Here is a 19,282-nt window from a genome sequence, read left to right as displayed (position 1 = left end):
GAACATTTGGACAATGACTAATCGACTGATAGTTTTACTTGTAGCTGGTTTACTAATGGCACCGCCAATGTTAGGCGCCAGTCCAGACAAAGAGGCACTTCTCAAGGAGCCAATTCGTGGGTTGATCGCAATGGGGAACATTGCTTTCCACCGAGAAGATCACGGCGAGGCGAACCCAAAGGCTGATCTTGAGCTTTTGAGCCGTTTTCCCTGCGTGTTCAGCGGAATTGTTGTCAACGTTGCATGGAGCCAATTAGAACCAAAACCAGGGGTGCTTGATACGAGGGTTTTGGATGAAGCATTATCGGCGATTCGTGCCTATAACACCAAACACCCTGATCATCATCTGGGTATTCGCCTAAGAGTCTGGCCGGGGGTAACCGCACCGGTATGGGCGAAACATCTTGGAGGCGAGCCTGTCACGGTTTTTCATAAAGACAGACCGGTGACCTGCGGTCGATTCTGGAGCCTGCCATACCGCAAGGCATGGAGGGATTTTCTCACGCGTCTGTCAGTCAAGTATGACAAAGAGCCGTTGATCAGGGAGATATCTAACACCTCTGGATCCACGATCACGGACGAAGTGACATTACTCTCAGGCAAGCCCGAAGCGGTGACAAACATGCTAAAGGCGGGATTTTCAGACCAGGCATTCCAAGATACCCTGTTGCAGTCGGTCGATGATTACGCGGGTTGGGGAACGACCCTCGTTGAATGTATCTGCAATCCCTACCGCCGCATCGATTCAGGCAGGACAAAACAAGATCCCGATTTCCTAATCAGGCTCATGAAGCATTGGGCAAAGGAATTTGGAGATCGGACAATTTTCGGAAACCACGCGTTTCAAGCCCCTCCGGCTGACCATATCAAATATCTCTACCGTGAAATGCAGCGGAGTCGAGCAGCCATCACTTTTCAGACCCATTCACCCAACGGTCTCAGATGGGACGAATCGATTCGTGCCGCTAGTCAATTCGGCGCCCAGTCTCTTGAACTATGGAGCGGGACCCGCTTTGGAGGATACGAAGCGCAGGGCGTGGAGAAGCTCGCGGCATGGGCTAAACTCTTCCAACCCGATGCCGAACTAGAGGGTGCGGGTCGACCCGCTACCCGTTCCGAGTCGGGTTCAAAGGGTGGCGACAAACCTAAAAAATGAATCAAAGAGGCTCTCTCGGTAGCGGGTGACAGGCTTCAGGTGCCCAAAGTTTAAATCATCATGAATGGTTTTACAGTCGGCTGTAGAAGTCTATGGTGGCACCAGAATGATGGTACAAAATGACGGATGGAAAGAGGTGGTGAGACGCGTGGCTCAACTTAAAATCTGCTTGGTCGCGATGCTTTGTTGCATCAGTCCGGCGGTGGCGCAGAAGAAGCCGCTGAAAATTTACATCATGGCCGGCCAGTCGAATATGGTTGGCACGGGTGGCATCGATACCTTCGATCATCTTGCTGACGATCCCCTAACAGCCCCAATGCTCAAGAAGATGCGTGGGCCTGATGGAAAACCGAAAGTATGCGAGCGAGTCTGGATTTCATCGTTAAATGGAAAGATGAATCAATACGGCGGTGAGGGATTCGGCAAACTAACAGCTGGCTATGGCGTCCGAAGAAAAGATGCCACACAGCCGGACGAATTCATCGGGCCAGAGTATCTCTTCGGCATCACCATGGAAGAGTCCTATGATGGGCCGATCCTGATCATCAAAACCGCTTGGGGTGGTCAGAACCTGAGCGTGGACTATCGCTCCCCTGGTGCCGGCCCATACGAGATGAACACCTATCAGAAAGAAGCCTTGAGCAAAAAGGGGGCACTCGAAAAGGTGAAGCAGCGGAACAAGGAGGCGACCGGTCGCAATTACCGCTACATGATGGAACATGTGAAGAAAGTCTTGGGCGACATCAAGCGAGTTTACCCGGACTACGATGCGGATGCTGGATACGAACTTTCCGGCTTTGTCTGGTTTCAGGGATGGAATGACTTCAGTGACAAGATGACCTATCCGGATAGCTTCGGGGACAAGAGATATGACCTCTACAGCAAATTGCTGGCGCAGTTTATCCGTGATGTTCGCAAAGACTTGGAGAGCCCTAAACTACCGTTCGTTATTGGCGTGATCGGGGTTTACGGCGATTACACGCCGGGAGCCTACACGGCACCCAAAGGAAACACCGAACGTATGAAACTTTTCCGCAAGGCGATGGCGGCACCCGCGGAAATGAAGGAGTTCGAGGGAAGCGTCGTAGCAGTGCAGACGGCACCGTTCTACGAGGACGCACTCGGATTCATCGATGCAAAACAACTCAAGGTCAAAGCCATGGGCGCCAAGTTGGCCAAGAAACATCCTGATGGGCCGAACGCCGACGGATCAATGACGCCGGAAGACAGGAAAGAGTATCTGAAGAAATATCGAGAAAAAATCTGCACCCCGGAAGAGATCGCCCTCTGGCAACGAGCCACATCGATCGGCGGCTTCATTCACTACTTCGGCTCGGCCAAGTTTCATGCGCAAGCAGGCAAGGCATTTGCCGAGGCATTGTTAGAGATGGAAGATGAATAGCCCCGCCATCTATTTCTGTTAGCTTTCGTCATGACGTCATTGGATTGAGTCCATTTGCAAATGACCGAATCCCTCTCTATTCCACAAGCTAGGAAACTGGTGCTGTTATCGCAGAAGGTTCCGCCAGTTCGCCAGGCTGGTGACGCCACTGCGGCTACGCGAGCGGTGATCGAGCATCTGGGGTATATACAGATCGATACCATCTCCGTCGTCCAACGCGCGCATCACCACACCTTGTGGAATCGGAATCCGCGATACCAAGCCACGCAACTCGACCAACTGCTGTCCGACAAACACGTTTTCGAATACTGGTCTCATGCCGCAGCCTATTTGCCGATGTGTGATTTCCGTTTCAGCCTGCCTCGTAAACACGCTCTCGCATGCGGCCATCAGGACCACTGGTATGATCGCGATGAGCCGATGATGAAACTGGTGTTAGATCGTATTTCCAGCGAAGGCCCGTTGATGGCTAAGGATTTTGAGCACACTGGAAAAAAGATGCGTGAGTGGCAAAGCAAGCCTGCCAAACGCGCCTTGGAATACCTCTTCATGCAGGGCGATCTGATGATTCCGCGTCGGGACAATTTTCACAAAGTTTACGACCTCACTGAGCGAGTATTGCCAGAGGGCATCGATACTTCCATGCCCTCTCCAGAGGAATACGCACGGTTCCTGATCACACACTATCTACGCGCCAACGGATTAGCCCAGGCTGCCGAGATCTGTTATTTACGGAAAAACACAAGGCCTCTGGTATCTGCGGCGTTGAAGGAAATGGTGTCGAATGGCGAGTTGCTGCGGGTCCGAGTGGACGGCACACTTTACTATGCCTTATCAGACTCACTGGAACTTCTCAGCAAACCATTGGGTCGCAGCAAACTGAAGATTCTCTCGCCATTTGATAATCTGGTGATTCAGCGCAAGCGCATGAAGGCCTTGTTTGGATTCGACTATCTGATCGAGTGCTACGTGCCCGAACCCAATCGCCAGTATGGCTATTTCTCGCTCCCCATTCTCTGGGACGGCAAGCTGGTTGCCCGGATGGACTGTAAGGCCGACAGAAAAAAGTCACTGCTGCACATTCATCACCTCGCGCTGGAGCCCACAGTCCGGAATACCGATGCGCTGTTCACCGCATTGGGTAGAGAATTGACATCCTTCCTGAAGTTCAATGGCTGCAACCGGATCCGGTTACACAGAACTTCTCCCATGAAGCTCAAAGCTAAGTTGCAGGCTGTGATCGATGAGATGAATTGATGGAGCAACTCATGCTGGCATGTTCCGCGTATGAATAGATTGCGTTCAGGTATTTTTTATCATATTTTGTACCTCAGCTGATTTTCAAAATTCCATGATCACCCACAAGATACTAACTGATGAGGCCGTTGTTGTTGTGATTCCTAACGGTCCATTGACCGAGACGGACTTCGTGCAATTGACGGCGGATGTGGATGCTTGGTTGGCGACCCATCAATCGCTGAACGGTTTGTTGATTTACACCAAAACATTTCCCGGCTGGGAAGACTTCGACGGCTTGCTGGAGCACATCAAATTCGTCAAAGACCACCATCAGAAAATCGGCAAGGTCGCTCTGGTCTCGGACAGCAAACTTGCGACCATCGCTCCAAGATTGGCCAAACATTTTATCGAGGCGCAGATTAAAACCTTTGGGTATGATCACTACGGCTCTGCGCTGGCTTGGCTGGATAGCTAATGGCGGCGAGACGGAAACATTGACTCAGTCAATGGATGTTACGCGAGAATCAATGTTTGCTCAGCGGCAAATATGCTAGGCTGCCTGCATGGAGCAGGATCTACGCGAGCAACTTGCGGCCTTGGCACAAAAGCAGGCCGATTTGCAGGAAAAGCTGAATCGGCTAAACGATGAAAACCGGGCGCTGGATGCCGACATCCGCTGGGTCTCTCGATTGGCAGCTAAGGGATCTGAAGCTCGCGTGACCGAAACGGAAAAGACCACACCTCCACCGCTTCCTGAAAAAGTGGCTCCGGCGATCATGAGCAAGGTCACGCCCGAGACTCCCCCGCGTAAGCGTGCTCCGAAATCGACAGAAACGCAGCCCCCTAAAGTCGCCCCTAACAAAACCTCCGATAAGCCTGCATTCAACCCTGGTGAGTGGGAGATTAATTTTGGTCGGGTGTGGCTGGTGCGCATTGGAGTGCTGCTGTTACTAACGGGTCTCATTTTCCTGAGCACCTACGCTTATAAAAACTGGCTGTTCAATGCTGGCGCTGGTGCCAAGGTAACATTCTTCATGGCCATCTCCCTCACCCTAACAGGGCTGGGGATGTGGCTGGAGAAACGGCATGAGAAGTTTGTCCAATATGGCCGGGTGCTGGCATCGGGTGGCTTGGCGGCAGGCTATTACACCATCTATGCGGCGCATTTCACACCCTCGCTGAAGCTGATAGACAGTCCAGTTTTCGCAGGACTGCTGCTGACCTTGTGGGCCGGTGCGATGCTGGCTTATGCGGTGTGGAAACAATCTCGCGTGGTGGCGGTGATGGCGATAGGTCTGGCGTTCTACGGCACGGTGGTGAACCCTGCCGGTTGGCTCTCGTTGTTCTCGGCGCTACTACTTTCCTCGGCCGGCATCTGGCTGATGATGCGCTTCAAGTGGGTGATGATCGGTCTCGGTACGATGTTAGCCGCCTATGTCTCGCATGCTTTCTGGCTGGGTGGCGTCTATCCGCAGGTGGCTAGTGAGTCGGTGAGGCTCACCTATCTGGCATGTTACTGGCTGTTATTCACCGTGGCCTTGGCGATGCCACAGGCGAAGGAGATGCCGGGAAAAATCCAACGTATTTTCTGTGCCGTGAACAACATCGCGGCGTGGCAACTGACCGTGTTTCTCATCCCGCAATTCACTCCGCATGCGCAGACCGGGTGGATCAGTATTGGCATGGGATTGCTCTGGCTGGGGTTGGCAGCGGTGGCTCACCGAGGGAAATTCTGGCATCACTCGCTGGTTCCTGTGTTTGCCTATCAGGGGATCTTGGTGGCTAGCTTTGGAGTCTTGTTAGAAGCGACAGGCTATACCCGATTCCTGCTGCTAGCGGTGGAAGCCTGCATATTGATGGCACGGGCGCGGAGCTCGATGAGTAAATTACTGCGCTGGGTAGCGGTTGGGATTTTTGTCTGTGCCTTGATCACCGCATCGCCTGTGGCGAATGGTGGAGTGCTGGCAGCCTGGCCTAGTCATGCGGCTCTGGCTCTGGTCTGTGCCGGATTTACAGCGTTGATGCATTTTGATGTGCGGCGTGCTGTGCTGGTCTGGGGTGGCGACAATGACTCAGCCAAGCTGGTGCCTGTTTTGTCCGCTTTGGTCACCTGGATCGTTCTTGGCTATGGAGTATTCAATCAATGGTCGACGGCTGCTGGTGTCAATGGGCTTTGGATCACCACCACGTCTCTGCTCCTCGTTTACCTCTTGGCTAAAAAACCACGCTGGATGGCGGACGTCTCACTGACATCGTTGATTCCCGCCATGGCAGGCATCATCTGGTATGTCATTGGACATGGGAGAATCAGCGCGGGTGCCGCCTTGTTTCCGATCCTAGGAGCCGCTGTGTTCTGGTATCTGAGCCCCCGGATTTCAGAAGCGTGGGACAAACTACTGGCTGGACCGCACCGGGCTGAGTCACCGCCAAACACCGCGCTGGAGTCATGCTTTAGCCTGGCACTCTGGATTATGGTGGCGGTCGCCTTCGGACATCATTTGGAATCGCCGAAGTCGTGGTTGGTTCTGGGCGGAGTTCTGGCTCTGGTCGGCCATGCGGCCGGAGAATACACCCGACGACTTAGCATCACGGTGCCGGCCTTGTTTTTCCATGCTGCCGCCTTTGCCGCGCTGGCTTTCTACGGCACCCGTGAACCGGCACTCGGCTGGATGCCTTCGGTGATGCTGCTGGTGCATCTGACGCTGACGGATGTGTTGTGGCATCAAATGGACAAACTAAAACTGCGCGGGGCGCTATCGCTGGGGTTGGTGGGAACCGTGGGCATGCATGCTTTCCAAGAATTTGACCGCCCCGACCTCACCATGACAGCACTGGGACTCGGGCTGATCGCATGGGCTTACCACCGCAAGGATCACGGCATGGCGATGGTTGGTGGGGTATTTCCTCTCATCATCGCCTGTCTGAGTGCCTCGGTGATGCACGGCGACCAAGACTGGCTGCGCTATATTCCGATCTTAGCCACGCTGGGTGCCCACGCGCTGTTATGGCGTGAGACGAAAGACTTGGAAAATTGGAAAATGTGTCGATTTTTCCTGATTGGCAGCAGCTTGGCATGTCTGTTTCTGACCTCCTCGATGCATGTGCTGGAAAGCTTCCGCGGCTCCGGTCTGGCGATCTGCTGGGCCTTACTGGCCGCTCTGCTGTTCACTGCTGGCCTGGCATTGCGCTGTCGTCCCTACCGACTCATCGGCCTGTTCTGGCTGGCGGCGGCCGTTTTACACGTTGTGTTTATCGATGTGATGAAGCTGGAAACCCCCGGTCGAATCCTCAGCTTCATCACCCTTGGCCTGGTGCTGCTGGCGCTGGGTTTCCTCTACAACCGCTTCCAAGAAACGATCCGGAAGTTCCTCTGATCCGCCGGATTTCGCTAAGGGGAATAACATTGACCTTGCGGCTGCTAGCTCCTAAACACCGCGCCGTAAACCGCTTAGCACTACTATGAGCCAAGAAACCATTATCTACACCAAAACGGACGAGGCTCCAGCCCTCGCCACCTACTCTTTCCTGCCGATCGTTCAGGCGTTCTCAAATAGCGCGGGCGTCAACGTCGAGACACGCGACATTTCACTCGCCGGCCGTATCCTAGCCGAGTTCCCCGAGTCACTCACCGACGAGCAAAAAGTCTCCGATGCCCTCGCCGAACTGGGCGAACTGGCCAAGACTCCTGAGGCCAACATCATCAAGCTGCCCAACATCTCCGCATCCGTGCCACAGATGGAGGCCGCCATCGCCGAGCTCCAGAGCCACGGCTATGACATCCCCAACTACGCCGATGCCGAAGAACGCTACGCGAAAATCAAAGGCTCAGCCGTGAATCCTGTGCTGCGTGAAGGAAACTCAGACCGTCGCGCTCCCAAAGCAGTCAAGGAATACGCCAAGGCCAACCCACACCGCATGGGTGCCTGGTCCGCCGATTCCAAGTCCCACGTCGCCACCATGGGTGCCGGGGATTTCTTCTCGAACGAAAAATCCGTCACCGTCGAGGAGGCCACCACCGTCAAGATCGAGCACACCGCCGCCGATGGTGCGGTCACCGTTCTCAAGCCCAGCGTGCCACTGCTCGAAGGTGAAATCATTGACGCCACCGTGATGAGCAAAAAAGCCCTCATCACTTTCCTCGGTGAGCAAATCGCCGAAGCCAAGGAGCAGGGCGTGCTTTTCTCCCTGCACATGAAAGCCACCATGATGAAGGTGTCCGACCCAATCATCTTCGGCCACTGTGTCAGCGTTTTCTTTTCCGAGCTTCTGGAAAAACACGCAGACACCTTTGCCTCGTTAGACATCGATCTGAACAACGGCTTTGGCGATCTTGTCAGCAAGCTCAACTCACTCTCCGATGAGAAACGTTCGGAAATCGAAGCCGACATCCGCGCCGCCTACGAAAACGGCCCGGACCTCGCCATGGTCAATTCCGACAAAGGCATCACCAACCTGCACGTGCCATCCGATGTCATCATCGATGCCTCCATGCCCGCCATGATCCGCACGTCCGGCCAAATGTGGAATGCCGAGGGCAAGCAGCAAGACACCAAGGCGGTCATCCCTGACTCCTCCTACGCCGGTGTTTACGCCGCCACCATCGACTTCTGTAAAAAGAACGGTGCCTTCGATCCCACCACCATGGGCACCGTGCCAAACGTCGGCCTGATGGCTCAAAAAGCCGAGGAATACGGTTCTCATGACAAGACTTTCGAAATGCCAGCCGACGGCAAAGTCACCATCACCGACTCAAATGGCAATGTGCTCATCGAACACAATGTCGAAGAGGGTGACATCTGGCGCGCATGCCAGGTGAAGGACCTGCCGATCCAGGACTGGGTCAAACTCGCCGTCAATCGCGCGCGCGCCACCGACACCCCCGCTGTCTTCTGGCTCGATGAAGAACGCGCCCACGATGCCCAGCTGATTCAAAAAGTCGGCCAGTATCTTGGTGACCACGATACCGAAGGTTTGCAAATCCACATCATGTCCCCCGTCGAGGCCACCGAGTTCACACTCGCACGTCTCAAGGATGGCGAAGACACCATCTCCGTCACCGGCAACGTGCTGCGCGACTATCTAACCGATCTGTTTCCCATCCTCGAACTCGGCACCTCCGCCAAGATGCTCTCCATCGTTCCCCTGATGAACGGCGGCGGACTGTTCGAAACCGGCGCAGGTGGTTCCGCCCCGAAACACGTTCAGCAGTTCAACGAGGAAAACTACCTCCGCTGGGACTCCCTCGGTGAGTTCCTTGCTCTGGCCGTTTCCCTGGAACATCTCTCCGAGAAATTCGGCAATGCCAAGGCCAAGGTGTTAGGCGAAACACTCGACGCGGCTACCGGCAAATTCCTGCTTACCGACAAGTCACCGACTCGTAAACTCGGTGGCATCGATAACCGTGGTTCTCACTTCTACCTCGCGCTCTACTGGGCCGAGGCGCTTGCAGCCCAGACCGATGACGCGGATCTCGCCGCATCGTTCTCCACCATCGCCAAAGAACTGGCTGACAACGAGGCGAAGATCGTCGAGGAACTCATCGCCGTTCAAGGATCGCCTGTCGATACCAAGGGCTACTATCAGCCTGACGATGCCATCGCTGGAAAGGCCATGCGCCCTAGCGAGACTCTGAACCAGGTGCTTGCCAGGTTGGTATAACCGCAGCCACACAGCCCAATTATTTCATCCCGCCGCCCTCATCATAGGGCAGGCGGGATTTCTTTTTCCCCATCCTTGCTTTAATGATGAAATTTTAGTGGAATGGGCGAACGTATCCGTCCCAGCTTATGAATTTTCGCTCTCTATTTCCTCTCGCCTGTATTTCAGTCATCCCCACGAGCTTTGCTGCGCCGAAGTTAGTTCCGAGCAAGGAGCAACCGCAGATCAAGATCGCACCTGATACCGAACTCAAGGTATTCGCTGATCAGAAATCACAAGGTGTCACTTCACCCACCGCTCTAACCATCGATGAAAAAGGCCGCGTCCTGGTGGCAGAGACATGGCGATTCATGAAGGAGCACGGCATCGATGATAATCGCAATCGTCGCCACTGGCTCAAGGAAGACATCGCCTCGCAGACGACGGAGGACCGACTGGCGATGTACAAACGCTGGTATGCCAAACATCCTCCAGAGCACTACACCAGACATGCTGAAAAAGTCCGCATGCTCTGGGACAACGACGGTGATGGAGTGGCAGACAAAAACACGATCTTCGCCGATGGTTTCAACAATCCGTTAGACGGAACCGCCGCTGGTATTTTCTCATTCAACGGCGATGTTTACTTTGCCTGCATTCCTCACATTTGGTTGCTCAATGACAAAGATGACGACGGTATTTCCGACAGCCGGAAGTCACTGCAGGAGGGCTTCGGGGTGCGCGTTTCCTTTTCCGGTCATGACTTGAATGGCTTTGCCTATGGGCCGGATGGCAGAATCTACGCGACCGTCGGCGACCGCGGGTTCAACATCAAAACCAAGGAGGGCAAACATTATGCCTACCCAGGCCAAGGCGCTGTGTTACGATTCGAGCCTGACGGCTCTAACATGGAGGTCGTGCACATCGGTCTCCGCAACCCGAAAGAGATTGCCTTCGATCAGTTTGGAAATGCCATCACTGTGGACAACAACTCGGATCAGGGCGACCGCGCCCGAGTCGTCTACGTCATGGATGGAGCAGACTCCGGCTGGCGCATGGGACATCAGGTGATGCACTCGTTCCACCGTGAAGCCGACATGGAAAAGCGCCCCATCAATCGCTGGATGGATGAAAAGATGTGGCAACCACGCAACGATCTTCAGCCCGCTTACATGGTTCCCCCACTGATGAATCTGACCAACGGGCCATCAGGACTCACCTATCATCCTGGTCCGGCTTCCTATCCGGGCACTCCGGGGCATTTCCTAGTTTGTGACTACCGCGGCTCCGCAAGAGGATCTAACATAACATCTTTTGCCGTTTCTGCCGATGGCGCTGGCATGAAAGTGACCGAGAACTATTTGTTCAATCAGGGAGCTGCCGTGACCGATGTCGAATATGGTTACGATGGAAAAATTTACGTCAGTGACTTTATCGGCGGCTGGAGCACCCACAAGGCGGGTCGGATCTACACACTGAGCAACAAGGAGTCCAATGGCGATGCTACCATCGAAGAAGTTGGCAAACTGGTGACGAACAACTTCGACGAAATGACCGAAGCCAAACTTGCCGAACTGCTAGCGCACTCAGACATGCGCATTCGACTTCGGGCACAATTTGCATTGGCCGGAAAAAACCAACCTGATCTGTTCGCTACTTCTTTCGAGAAATCCAACACGCTTCTCCCCAAATTGCACTCAGTGTGGGGACTGGGCATGATAGGCCGTCGAGAAAGCGATGCAGGAAAACAAGCAACCGCCAAACTCATCTTCATGGCGATGCAGGATTCGGACCAAGAGGTCAAAGCTCAGATCGCTCGCTGCCTTGGCGAAGCTCAGCCGATCGAAAAACGTGATATGGCACTCATTCACCTACTTAGCGATGACTCGGCCAGGGTGAAAGCTTTCGCCTCCATTTCACTTGGAAAAATCAAACACGCCCCCGCATTTTCAAACATCATCAGCCTGATCGAGACAAATGCCGACAAGGATGCTTACCTTCGCCATGCGGGAGTTATGGGATTGTTAGGCACTGGCACGATCGATCAGTTGGTCGGGCTTAAAGACCACAAAGCAGAAGCCGTGCGTCTGGCAGCTGTGCTCGCCTTACGCCGTCATCAGAGCCCGAAAATTATACAGTTCCTGGAAGACAGCTCCAAGCAAGTGACCTATGCCAGCATTCGTGCGATCAATGACCTACCCATCATTGAGGCTCAACCAGCTGTGGCTGATCTCTTGTCTCGATTCGCTAACAACTCGAAAGATACTGATGATTTCACACCGATGATGCAGCGGCGCTTGGTGCACTCGGCATTTCGTGTGGGCGGTGACAAAAACATCCACGCCCTGCTCGCCTACATCGGCTCAACTAACAAAAAGGTGAATCTCCAGCAGCGCAGCGAAGCCGTTAGATTGCTCGGCCTCTGGAACACTCCACCGGTCATCGACCAATCCGTAGGCCGCTACCAACCGCTGCCAAAACGCGACAATCAGAACCTAACGAAAATCTTACAAGAGGCACTGCCCAAACTCCTGGCCACCAACAGCCCGGTGACCGCCGAACTGCTCGCATTGAGCACGCACTACAAGCTCAAGCTCGATGGTATCCCCGCGTCACGTCTCCTCGCGATTGCTCGCAACCAAAAACTCCAGAGCAAGGCGCGCGCAGAAGCCCTCAAGAGCCTAGCCCAGAATCCTCCGGCAGATTTCGCCAAGGAACTTGCTGCTTTCATTGAAAACAAAGACGCGCTTGTGGCTGCTACCTCTCTGACGCTGCATGCGAATATTGCCGAGGCTGATTCTTCGGATTTGATTTTCGCTGCTACCCACCGATCAAAACCGCAGCTCCTGCGCCAGACAGCGTGGATGATGACCGCCGATACAGGAAGCAACAAGCTCCAGCAGCACCTCGCTGCCGCGATCAGAGAGCTCACAGGAGGTAAGGGCGATCTCTCCTGCGCGCTTGAGATCACCACCGCCGCAGAAACGCAAAAACATACCTTGGTGGTGCAAGCCCTCGCCAAATACAATGAATCGCTCGATGCCAAAGATCCACTCAGCCCCTACATGGTGACTCTCCAAGGTGGTGATGCAGCTAATGGAGCTGATCTGTTCAACTCCCACCCGGCGGCCCAGTGCATGCGCTGCCACACCACGGAGAAACATCACGATGTTGCCATGGCCGGCCCGAACCTCGCCGGATTGGCTAAACGAGGCAATCGCACTTTCATCTTGGAATCACTCGTGAATCCGAATGCCAAAGTCACCAAAGGTTTCGGCACGGTGTCGGCAATGCCCCCTATGGGACTACTGCTGAATAAGAGCGAGATCCGTGATCTCGTGGCATATTTAGCGACCTTGAAGTAACAGAAATAGCTCAGTTTTCCTGAGATTTTTTGACTTGGAGTGTTTCTGCCGCTGTCACAGGATGGCGGACATGAAACACTTTTTAGTCCTGACATTGATCCTCAGCCTCTTCAGCGCCCACGCTGCGGACGGCAAATCCATCGTAGCGGTCTACGACATCGAAGGCACCATTTCTGAGAGCGGCCAAGCCGGTGGCGGGCTGCTTGGTCTTGGTGGCCTCGGCGGCAGCGGCAGCCGTCCACTGACTCACTTCGATATCGTCCGTAGTCTCAAGGCCGCAGCTGCAGATGAAAATGTCAAAGGCGTCGTCCTAGACCTCGGGGGTGCTGGTATCGGCATGGCGCAGCTGCAAGAAATGCGCCGCTGCCTGCTCGCCATCCGCGATGCTGGAAAAGATGTTTGGTTTTACACAGAGGGACTGAGTAACGGCACCGCAATCATCGGTTCTGCTGCGAATCACTTTACCCTGCTACCCGAAGGCGATGTCTCCCTCATTGGCATGTATTCTGAGTCGATGTATTTCAAAGGCTTGTTAGACAAAGTCGGCCTGCAGGTGGACGTGATCCACATCGGCGATTTCAAAAGCGCTGGAGAAACATTCTATCGCACCGGCCCCAGCGAGTATGCCAAGAAACAAGAGGACATCCTCTTCGACTCCATTTTCAACCAAACTATCAAGATTATTGCCGAAGGACGGAAGATGAAAATCGAGGATCTGCGAGCCCTCATCGATGAAGACCTGGTCACTCCGGAACGAGCCAAGGAAGTTGGTTTAGTCGACGACCTGCAATACCGCACCGATTTCATCACCAAAATCCGCAAGCACTACGGCGAGGACACGGAATTCGACCGCAGCTACGAACTGCCAGATCTCAATGGCCCGGAGATCGATGGATTTATGGATCTGATGAAACTCGCCTTTAAATCCGGCAAGTCACAGAAACACCGCACGGATTTCATCGGCGTCGTTGCCTTGGATGGCGAGATCAACGACGAATCCATCGCTCCTGTTAGGAAAGAAATCCTCAAACTCGCCAAGGAGGAAAAATGCAAGGCTCTCGTGATGAGGGTAAACTCCCCTGGTGGTTCTGCACTCTCCAGCGATGTGCTTTGGGAAGCTACGGATGAATTCAAGGCCACGGGCAAACCCTTCGTTGTATCCATGGGGGCCGTGGCTGCGTCCGGCGGATACTATGTTAGCGCAGGTGCCAGTAAGATTTTTGCGGAAGAAGGAACGATTACCGGATCGATCGGTGTGGTCGGCATGAAGTTTGTGTTAGGAGGCGCCATGGAGAAGCTCGGCATCAACGTTCATTCGCGCCAGCGCGGAAAAAACGCCGGCCTGATGAGCACCAGCCGCGCTTTTACGCCGGCAGAATCCGAGATCATCCGCAAGTCGATGCTCGATGTTTACGGCACATTTAAAAAACGGATTACCGATGGTCGTGGCGACAGACTGAAGGGCGACTTGGACAGCCTCGCCGGTGGCCGTGTTTATTCAGGGATCGATGCTCTGAAGATTGGCCTGATCGATGAGATCGGAGGTCTCAATGAAGCCATCGCCCATGCCGCCACACTCGCAAAGATGGAAAATGAAAAGGTGCTCCTTACCCCTGACCCAAAGAGCGGCTTGGAAGGCATGTTTTCCGCACCTGAGAAAAAAGACAAAGATGATGAATTCATCCGCATGTCCAATCGTCAGAACCCCGCTGCCCTTATCGAGCAGCAGCTTAAGTTGCATCCAGCGATCGGTTTGCTCCCAGCCGACCAACGCCAGCAAATTGAGACCTTGATCAATCGCATCAAAACATATCAGAATCATCGTGTTCTTCTAATCGGACCGGACATCCAAGTTCCAGGTCTCTAACGAAGAGCTCAACCACCAAACAAACAACCCAACATAACATTATGGCTACCCAGAAAAAAGGCTGCGGCTTTTTAATCACCGCACTTGTTCTCCTCCTCCTCGGCGGAGGAATCGCAGCATACCTAGGCATGAGTGCCGTTTCATCAGGTAAGGATTTCGTAGAAGACATCGAAAAAGGAGAGGTCTTCGTCACTCCCGGCACCTTGAATTACACACCGGAGGAAGATGGTGAGGTCACCGTCTGGATCACAGGTGACGGCAGCACCGATCTCAACCCCATCGTGATCGAAGTGACCGACGTGGCAGCCGGCACAACCACCAATGCCGACAAGCCTGGCGGCAGCAGCACCATGGGCAATCAGCATCTGGTCGCCAAGTTCTCAGTCAAGAAAGGCCAAACCTATCAGGTGAAAGCCACCGGTGTAGGCGATGGCTATACCTTCCGAGTTTCCAATCTATCATCCAGCGTGGTGCTTTCCATGATCGGTAAGGGAGTTGGCGCTTTCGGGGTATTTGGAGTCTGTGGATTCCTCGCCTTGATCTTCGGCATCATCGGTCTGGTCAAATTCCTCGGATCGAAAAACAAACAGCCGGTCGCAGCATCGCCCGGACCACCAGCAGTCTAATTCTCGACCCTCACGCCGGAGCCTGACTCCAAGGCGTTCCTTCTCAGCCAGTCCCTACCTCGGGGGCTGGCTTTTTTCGGTTTCAGTTTTTGTCAATCTCACAGCCGCAGTCATTGACATTTACCCTGTGATCTGCCCACTTTCGCCCGTCAAATTTCCTTGGCTGTCACAGCCGCACTTCCCCCATCAAGCATAACAACTACTAGAATCATGTACGATCTTATTGTCATCGGCGGAGGCCCCGCCGGATACGTCGGAGCCATCCGCGGAGCCCAACTCGGAAAAAAAGTCGCCGTCGTCGAAGCCGACCGCGCTGGCGGCACCTGCCTTAACTGGGGCTGTATCCCTACCAAGGCCCTGCTCAAGAACGCAGAACTTTTCCAGACGCTCACCAAGAAAGCGTCCACCTTTGGACTCGCATTTGATAATCTGACCTACGACTGGTCCAAGGTCATCGGCCGCTCACGCCAAGTCTCTGACCGCCTCGCCGGTGGTATCGAATTTCTCTTCAAGAAAAACAAGGTCGACTACATCCGCGGTTACGGCTCCATCGCCGGTGAAGGCAAAGTGGAAGTCACCGCTGCAGACGGTTCCAAGCAAACCATCGAAGGCGCTAACATCCTCGTAGCCACCGGATGCAAAAGCCGCGAACTCCCGCCGTTGCCATTTAACGGCAAGTCCGTGATCAGCTCCAAGGAAGCCATGGTGCTGCCACAGCAGCCCAAGGAAATGGTGATCATCGGCGCCGGCGCTATCGGTGTTGAATTCGCTTATGTTTACAATGCCTACGGCACCAAGGTGACCATCATCGAGATGCAGCCTAACTTGCTTCCCGTCGAAGACACCGAGATCGGCCTCGAGCTTCAGAAATCATTCACCAAGCAAGGTGTCCGCTCACTTACCGATACCAAGTGCGTGGCATTCCGCGACAACGGCAACTCCGTCTCCATCGATGTCGAAGGTCCCAAGGGCAATGAAACCATCACAGCTGACGTCTGTCTCGTCGCAATCGGTGTGGCTCCCGTCCTCCCTGGCGGCATGGAAATGGAACTCGACCGCGGCTTTATCAAAGTCGGCGATCGCTACGAGACCTCCATCCCTAACGTTTACGCCTGCGGCGACATTTCCGGCCCACCATGGCTCGCTCACACAGCCAGCTTTGAGGCGATCCAGTGTGTTGAAGGTCTGTTTGTCGAAGGTCACACTCCTCGCAAAGTCGGCAACTTCCCTGGCTGCACCTACTGCCACCCACAAGTGGCATCCGTTGGAAAAACCGAGCGCGCCCTCAAGGAAGAAGGCGTTGACTACAAGGTCGGCAAATTCCCATACGCAGCGATCGGCAAGGCTCAGGCCTCCGGTGACACCGAAGGATTTGTCAAACTTCTCTTCGGCAAAGAACACGGCGAACTGTTAGGCGCGCACATCATCGGCGAGAACGCCACCGAACTAATCGCCGAGATGGGACTGGCCTTGGAAATGGAACTCACCACAGACGAGATCCATTCCACCATCCACGCCCACCCGACGCTCGCTGAGGCCATCCACGAGGCGACTCTGGATGCAGACGGACATGCGATCCATTTCTAACCGATCAACATATCTCTGACAATGAGCGAACAACAACAGTGGTACTACATTGATGCTGCTGGCCAGCAAGTTGGGCCTATCGCCGGTGAGCAGCTGCATGATTATGTCAGCGCAGGTCATATTACTGCCGACTCCCAGTTATGGACTGAGGGAATGGAAGAGTGGCTCCCAGCCAGCCAATTTGACGGTCTCATTCCGGCAGCACCAGCAGCTCCGGTAGCCACTCCTCAGATTAATCTCGGACCTCAGACAGGTGGGCTAGCAGCCGCAACTCGGGTAAACCCTTATGCGTCCCCCGCGGCGAGTGCAGCCCCCCAGGCAGGTGGCGACTATCCTATTCCTATGGTGAATAAGATCAACTTCGGTCTCTTTATCACCTGCCTGCTAGGTGGTATTGCCCTTATGATCATCGGCAGCATGCTCATTGGAGCAAGCTCACCGACAGCTGCGGAAATGAATAGAAATCCGAATGCCTTGAAAGAGTCAGGTAGCGTGGCCTTGCCAATGACCGTGCTCCTGCTGGGCATCATCGTGCTTCTGATATCCTCCATTATCCAGTTCATGGCCATCTATCGGGCATGGGCGATTCTGAAGCCTGGAGGTGGGTCCATTTCACCTGGAGCGGCTGTGGGATTGCTTTTCATCCCTTTCTTCGGATCGATCTGGATGATCATCGTGCTTTGCAAGCTGCCTGGTGAATGGAATAGCATCGTTGCCAGATATAACAATACCGCCGGAGCACCACGCTTGAGTGTTGGTATTGCGATCTGCGTCATCTTAATTCCTCTCATTGGCCAGATCCTCTGGATGAATGAAATAGCCAAGGCCATCAACTTCATGGCTTCCAGCCGCTTGATGCCCAAGACCCAGCAGCCTACCGGACAAGGCGGCATTGTTCTTCGCTAGGAAACAATGTCCACCCTATCACTACTATGAATTACCCTCTTCAGTTCCGGTTCAAAATCGTCGCCCTCGCACCTCAAATCTTCGTTGAGGATGCGCAGGGGAACACCATCTGTTACGTCAAACAGAAGATGTTCAAGCTCAAGGAAGATATCCAAATCTTCTCTGACAACACCAAGAGCCGTCAAATAGCCGCTATCAAGGCAAATAAGGTGATCGACTGGTCAGCCCGTTACTTTTTCTACGATGCCGTGGGAAATGAGATCGGCTCGGTAGGTCGCCAAGGCATGAAATCTCTCTGGCGCGCACGCTATGATGTTTTCAATCCCGGCGACAATACAACGGACTTCAGACTCCAGGAGGAAAACCCATGGTCCAAGATTATGGATGGTTTGTTAGGTGAGATCCCCATCGTGGGCATGCTCACCGGTTACATGTTCCACCCGTCATATCTGGCGATCCGTTCAGACGGAAATCCGGTCATGCGAGTGCGCAAGCAGCCTGCCTTATGGGAAGGTAAATTCACCATCGAGAAACTCGGTGACCTCTCCGTTCAGGAGGAGACCAATTTGATCTACTCATTCCTCATGCTCCTCCTGCTAGAGCGAGCCCGCGGATAATTCACCCAGAGTCATTTCCCAAGACCCCGGTGAGTCTCGCACCCACCGGGGTTTTTCTTTTCTTTCCTGCACAATTCGTTAAACACAACGCCACCAACGCCCCAAGATCCCATGAATGACAACACCCAATGGCACTACACAGACAGGACCGGCGCCCAAGCCGGACCAGTTTCGACCGCTGAGCTCCAGCAATTAATCGCTAAAGGCATGGCGCCGAATACCGGCATGGTCTGGAAAGCCGGCATGCCTGACTGGGTGATGCATTCTCAAGTTCCAGAGCTACAGGTTCAACCCGCACTCGCCACTCCCGCGCCCCAGGCCGCCCCCGTCGCACAAGCAGCAGCCCAAACACCCGAAGTCAATCCATACAGCCCGCCGCAAGCCGCTGCGCAAGCAGGTTTCGAAAACTCTGCTTTCTCGACGGACATGCCCAAGGTTTACGGAGGGATCGGCAGGCTCTCTTTGTTCCTCCAGACCATTCTCTATGTGTTAGGATGCGTGATCGCTGGGGTCGTCATTGGTCTTATCGGGGCCCCGTTCCTCATCTTTGTGGTGATCTTGGTAGCCTTGATCATGGTCATCCGACTCAGCTGTCTGCGCTTGAAGAATCTCGGCATGAACGGTTGGTGGGTGCTGCTGATTTTTGTCCCCATCGTTAACAGCTTCTTCAATATCATGCTGCTTTCTTGTCCACAGGGTTATTCCGATACCCGGAAAATGGATACGGTGGGCATCATCGTAGCGGTCATTCTGGTCACTATCCAAATTGGCTCATTTTTCCTAGGTGGCGACGATGCTGCTACTGCTGACGCCATGCGCGAACTCTTCCAATAAGCCCTGCAATCAGGTATCCCCATTTAAATTTTCCTATTTCTAACCC

General features: G+C 54.1%; 13 protein-coding genes. All 13 read left to right on the top strand.

The window, feature by feature from the left end; all coding sequences use genetic code 11:
* The first annotated feature begins 13 nt into the window (after window positions 1-13).
* The 13 genes from ACSPJT_RS15410 to ACSPJT_RS15350 all read left to right on the top strand — a co-directional run bounded on the left by ACSPJT_RS15410 (window position 14) and on the right by ACSPJT_RS15350 (window position 19,236).
* A complete protein-coding gene (locus tag ACSPJT_RS15410; RefSeq protein ID WP_435893453.1) occupies window positions 14-1,156 on the top strand; it encodes a hypothetical protein in 1,143 nt (380 codons plus the stop codon).
* Between the two features lie 106 nt (window positions 1,157-1,262).
* Window positions 1,263-2,558, top strand: a complete 1,296-nt coding sequence (locus ACSPJT_RS15405; protein ID WP_435893452.1) for a sialate O-acetylesterase — start codon at window positions 1,263-1,265, stop codon at window positions 2,556-2,558.
* 60 nt (window positions 2,559-2,618) lie between these two features.
* Complete coding sequence (locus ACSPJT_RS15400; protein ID WP_435893451.1) at window positions 2,619-3,815, top strand: winged helix-turn-helix domain-containing protein; 1,197 nt, start codon at window positions 2,619-2,621, stop codon at window positions 3,813-3,815.
* A 94-nt stretch (window positions 3,816-3,909) separates the two neighbouring features.
* Window positions 3,910-4,272 carry an STAS/SEC14 domain-containing protein gene (locus tag ACSPJT_RS15395; RefSeq protein ID WP_435893450.1) on the top strand — a complete coding sequence of 121 codons (363 nt, stop codon included), beginning with the start codon at window positions 3,910-3,912 and terminating at the stop codon, window positions 4,270-4,272.
* Between the two features lie 88 nt (window positions 4,273-4,360).
* A complete protein-coding gene (locus ACSPJT_RS15390) occupies window positions 4,361-7,171 on the top strand; it encodes a DUF2339 domain-containing protein (protein WP_435893449.1) in 2,811 nt (936 codons plus the stop codon).
* A gap of 85 nt (window positions 7,172-7,256) precedes the next feature.
* The gene (locus tag ACSPJT_RS15385; protein WP_435893448.1) at window positions 7,257-9,455 is read left to right on the top strand and encodes an NADP-dependent isocitrate dehydrogenase; all 2,199 of its coding nucleotides are present in this window, start codon (window positions 7,257-7,259) and stop codon (window positions 9,453-9,455) included.
* 128 nt (window positions 9,456-9,583) lie between these two features.
* Window positions 9,584-12,799, top strand: coding sequence for a DUF7133 domain-containing protein (locus tag ACSPJT_RS15380; protein ID WP_435893447.1), 3,216 nt, complete (start codon window positions 9,584-9,586; stop codon window positions 12,797-12,799).
* A 70-nt stretch (window positions 12,800-12,869) separates the two neighbouring features.
* Window positions 12,870-14,666, top strand: a complete 1,797-nt coding sequence (gene sppA, locus ACSPJT_RS15375; protein WP_435893446.1) for a signal peptide peptidase SppA — start codon at window positions 12,870-12,872, stop codon at window positions 14,664-14,666.
* A 41-nt stretch (window positions 14,667-14,707) separates the two neighbouring features.
* Complete coding sequence (locus ACSPJT_RS15370) at window positions 14,708-15,292, top strand: hypothetical protein (RefSeq protein ID WP_435893445.1); 585 nt, start codon at window positions 14,708-14,710, stop codon at window positions 15,290-15,292.
* A 210-nt stretch (window positions 15,293-15,502) separates the two neighbouring features.
* Window positions 15,503-16,879 carry a dihydrolipoyl dehydrogenase gene (gene lpdA / locus ACSPJT_RS15365; RefSeq protein WP_435893444.1) on the top strand — a complete coding sequence of 459 codons (1,377 nt, stop codon included), beginning with the start codon at window positions 15,503-15,505 and terminating at the stop codon, window positions 16,877-16,879.
* A gap of 21 nt (window positions 16,880-16,900) precedes the next feature.
* Entirely contained in the window at window positions 16,901-17,785 is an 885-nt protein-coding gene (locus ACSPJT_RS15360) for a DUF4339 domain-containing protein (protein WP_435893443.1), read from the top strand.
* 26 nt (window positions 17,786-17,811) lie between these two features.
* Window positions 17,812-18,402: a hypothetical protein gene (locus ACSPJT_RS15355; RefSeq protein WP_435893442.1), complete on the top strand. Its 591-nt coding sequence runs from the start codon at window positions 17,812-17,814 to the stop codon at window positions 18,400-18,402.
* Between the two features lie 111 nt (window positions 18,403-18,513).
* On the top strand, window positions 18,514-19,236 hold the full coding sequence (locus tag ACSPJT_RS15350; protein ID WP_435893441.1) for a GYF domain-containing protein: 723 nt from the start codon (window positions 18,514-18,516) through the stop codon (window positions 19,234-19,236).
* Window positions 19,237-19,282: the final 46 nt, after the last annotated feature.

It is taken from the genome of Oceaniferula spumae (assembly GCF_042849255.1).
Classification (GTDB): domain Bacteria; phylum Verrucomicrobiota; class Verrucomicrobiia; order Verrucomicrobiales; family Akkermansiaceae; genus Oceaniferula; species Oceaniferula spumae.
The sequence above is the reverse complement of the archived record's forward strand: the minus strand, read 5'-3'. Positions and strand labels throughout refer to the sequence as shown.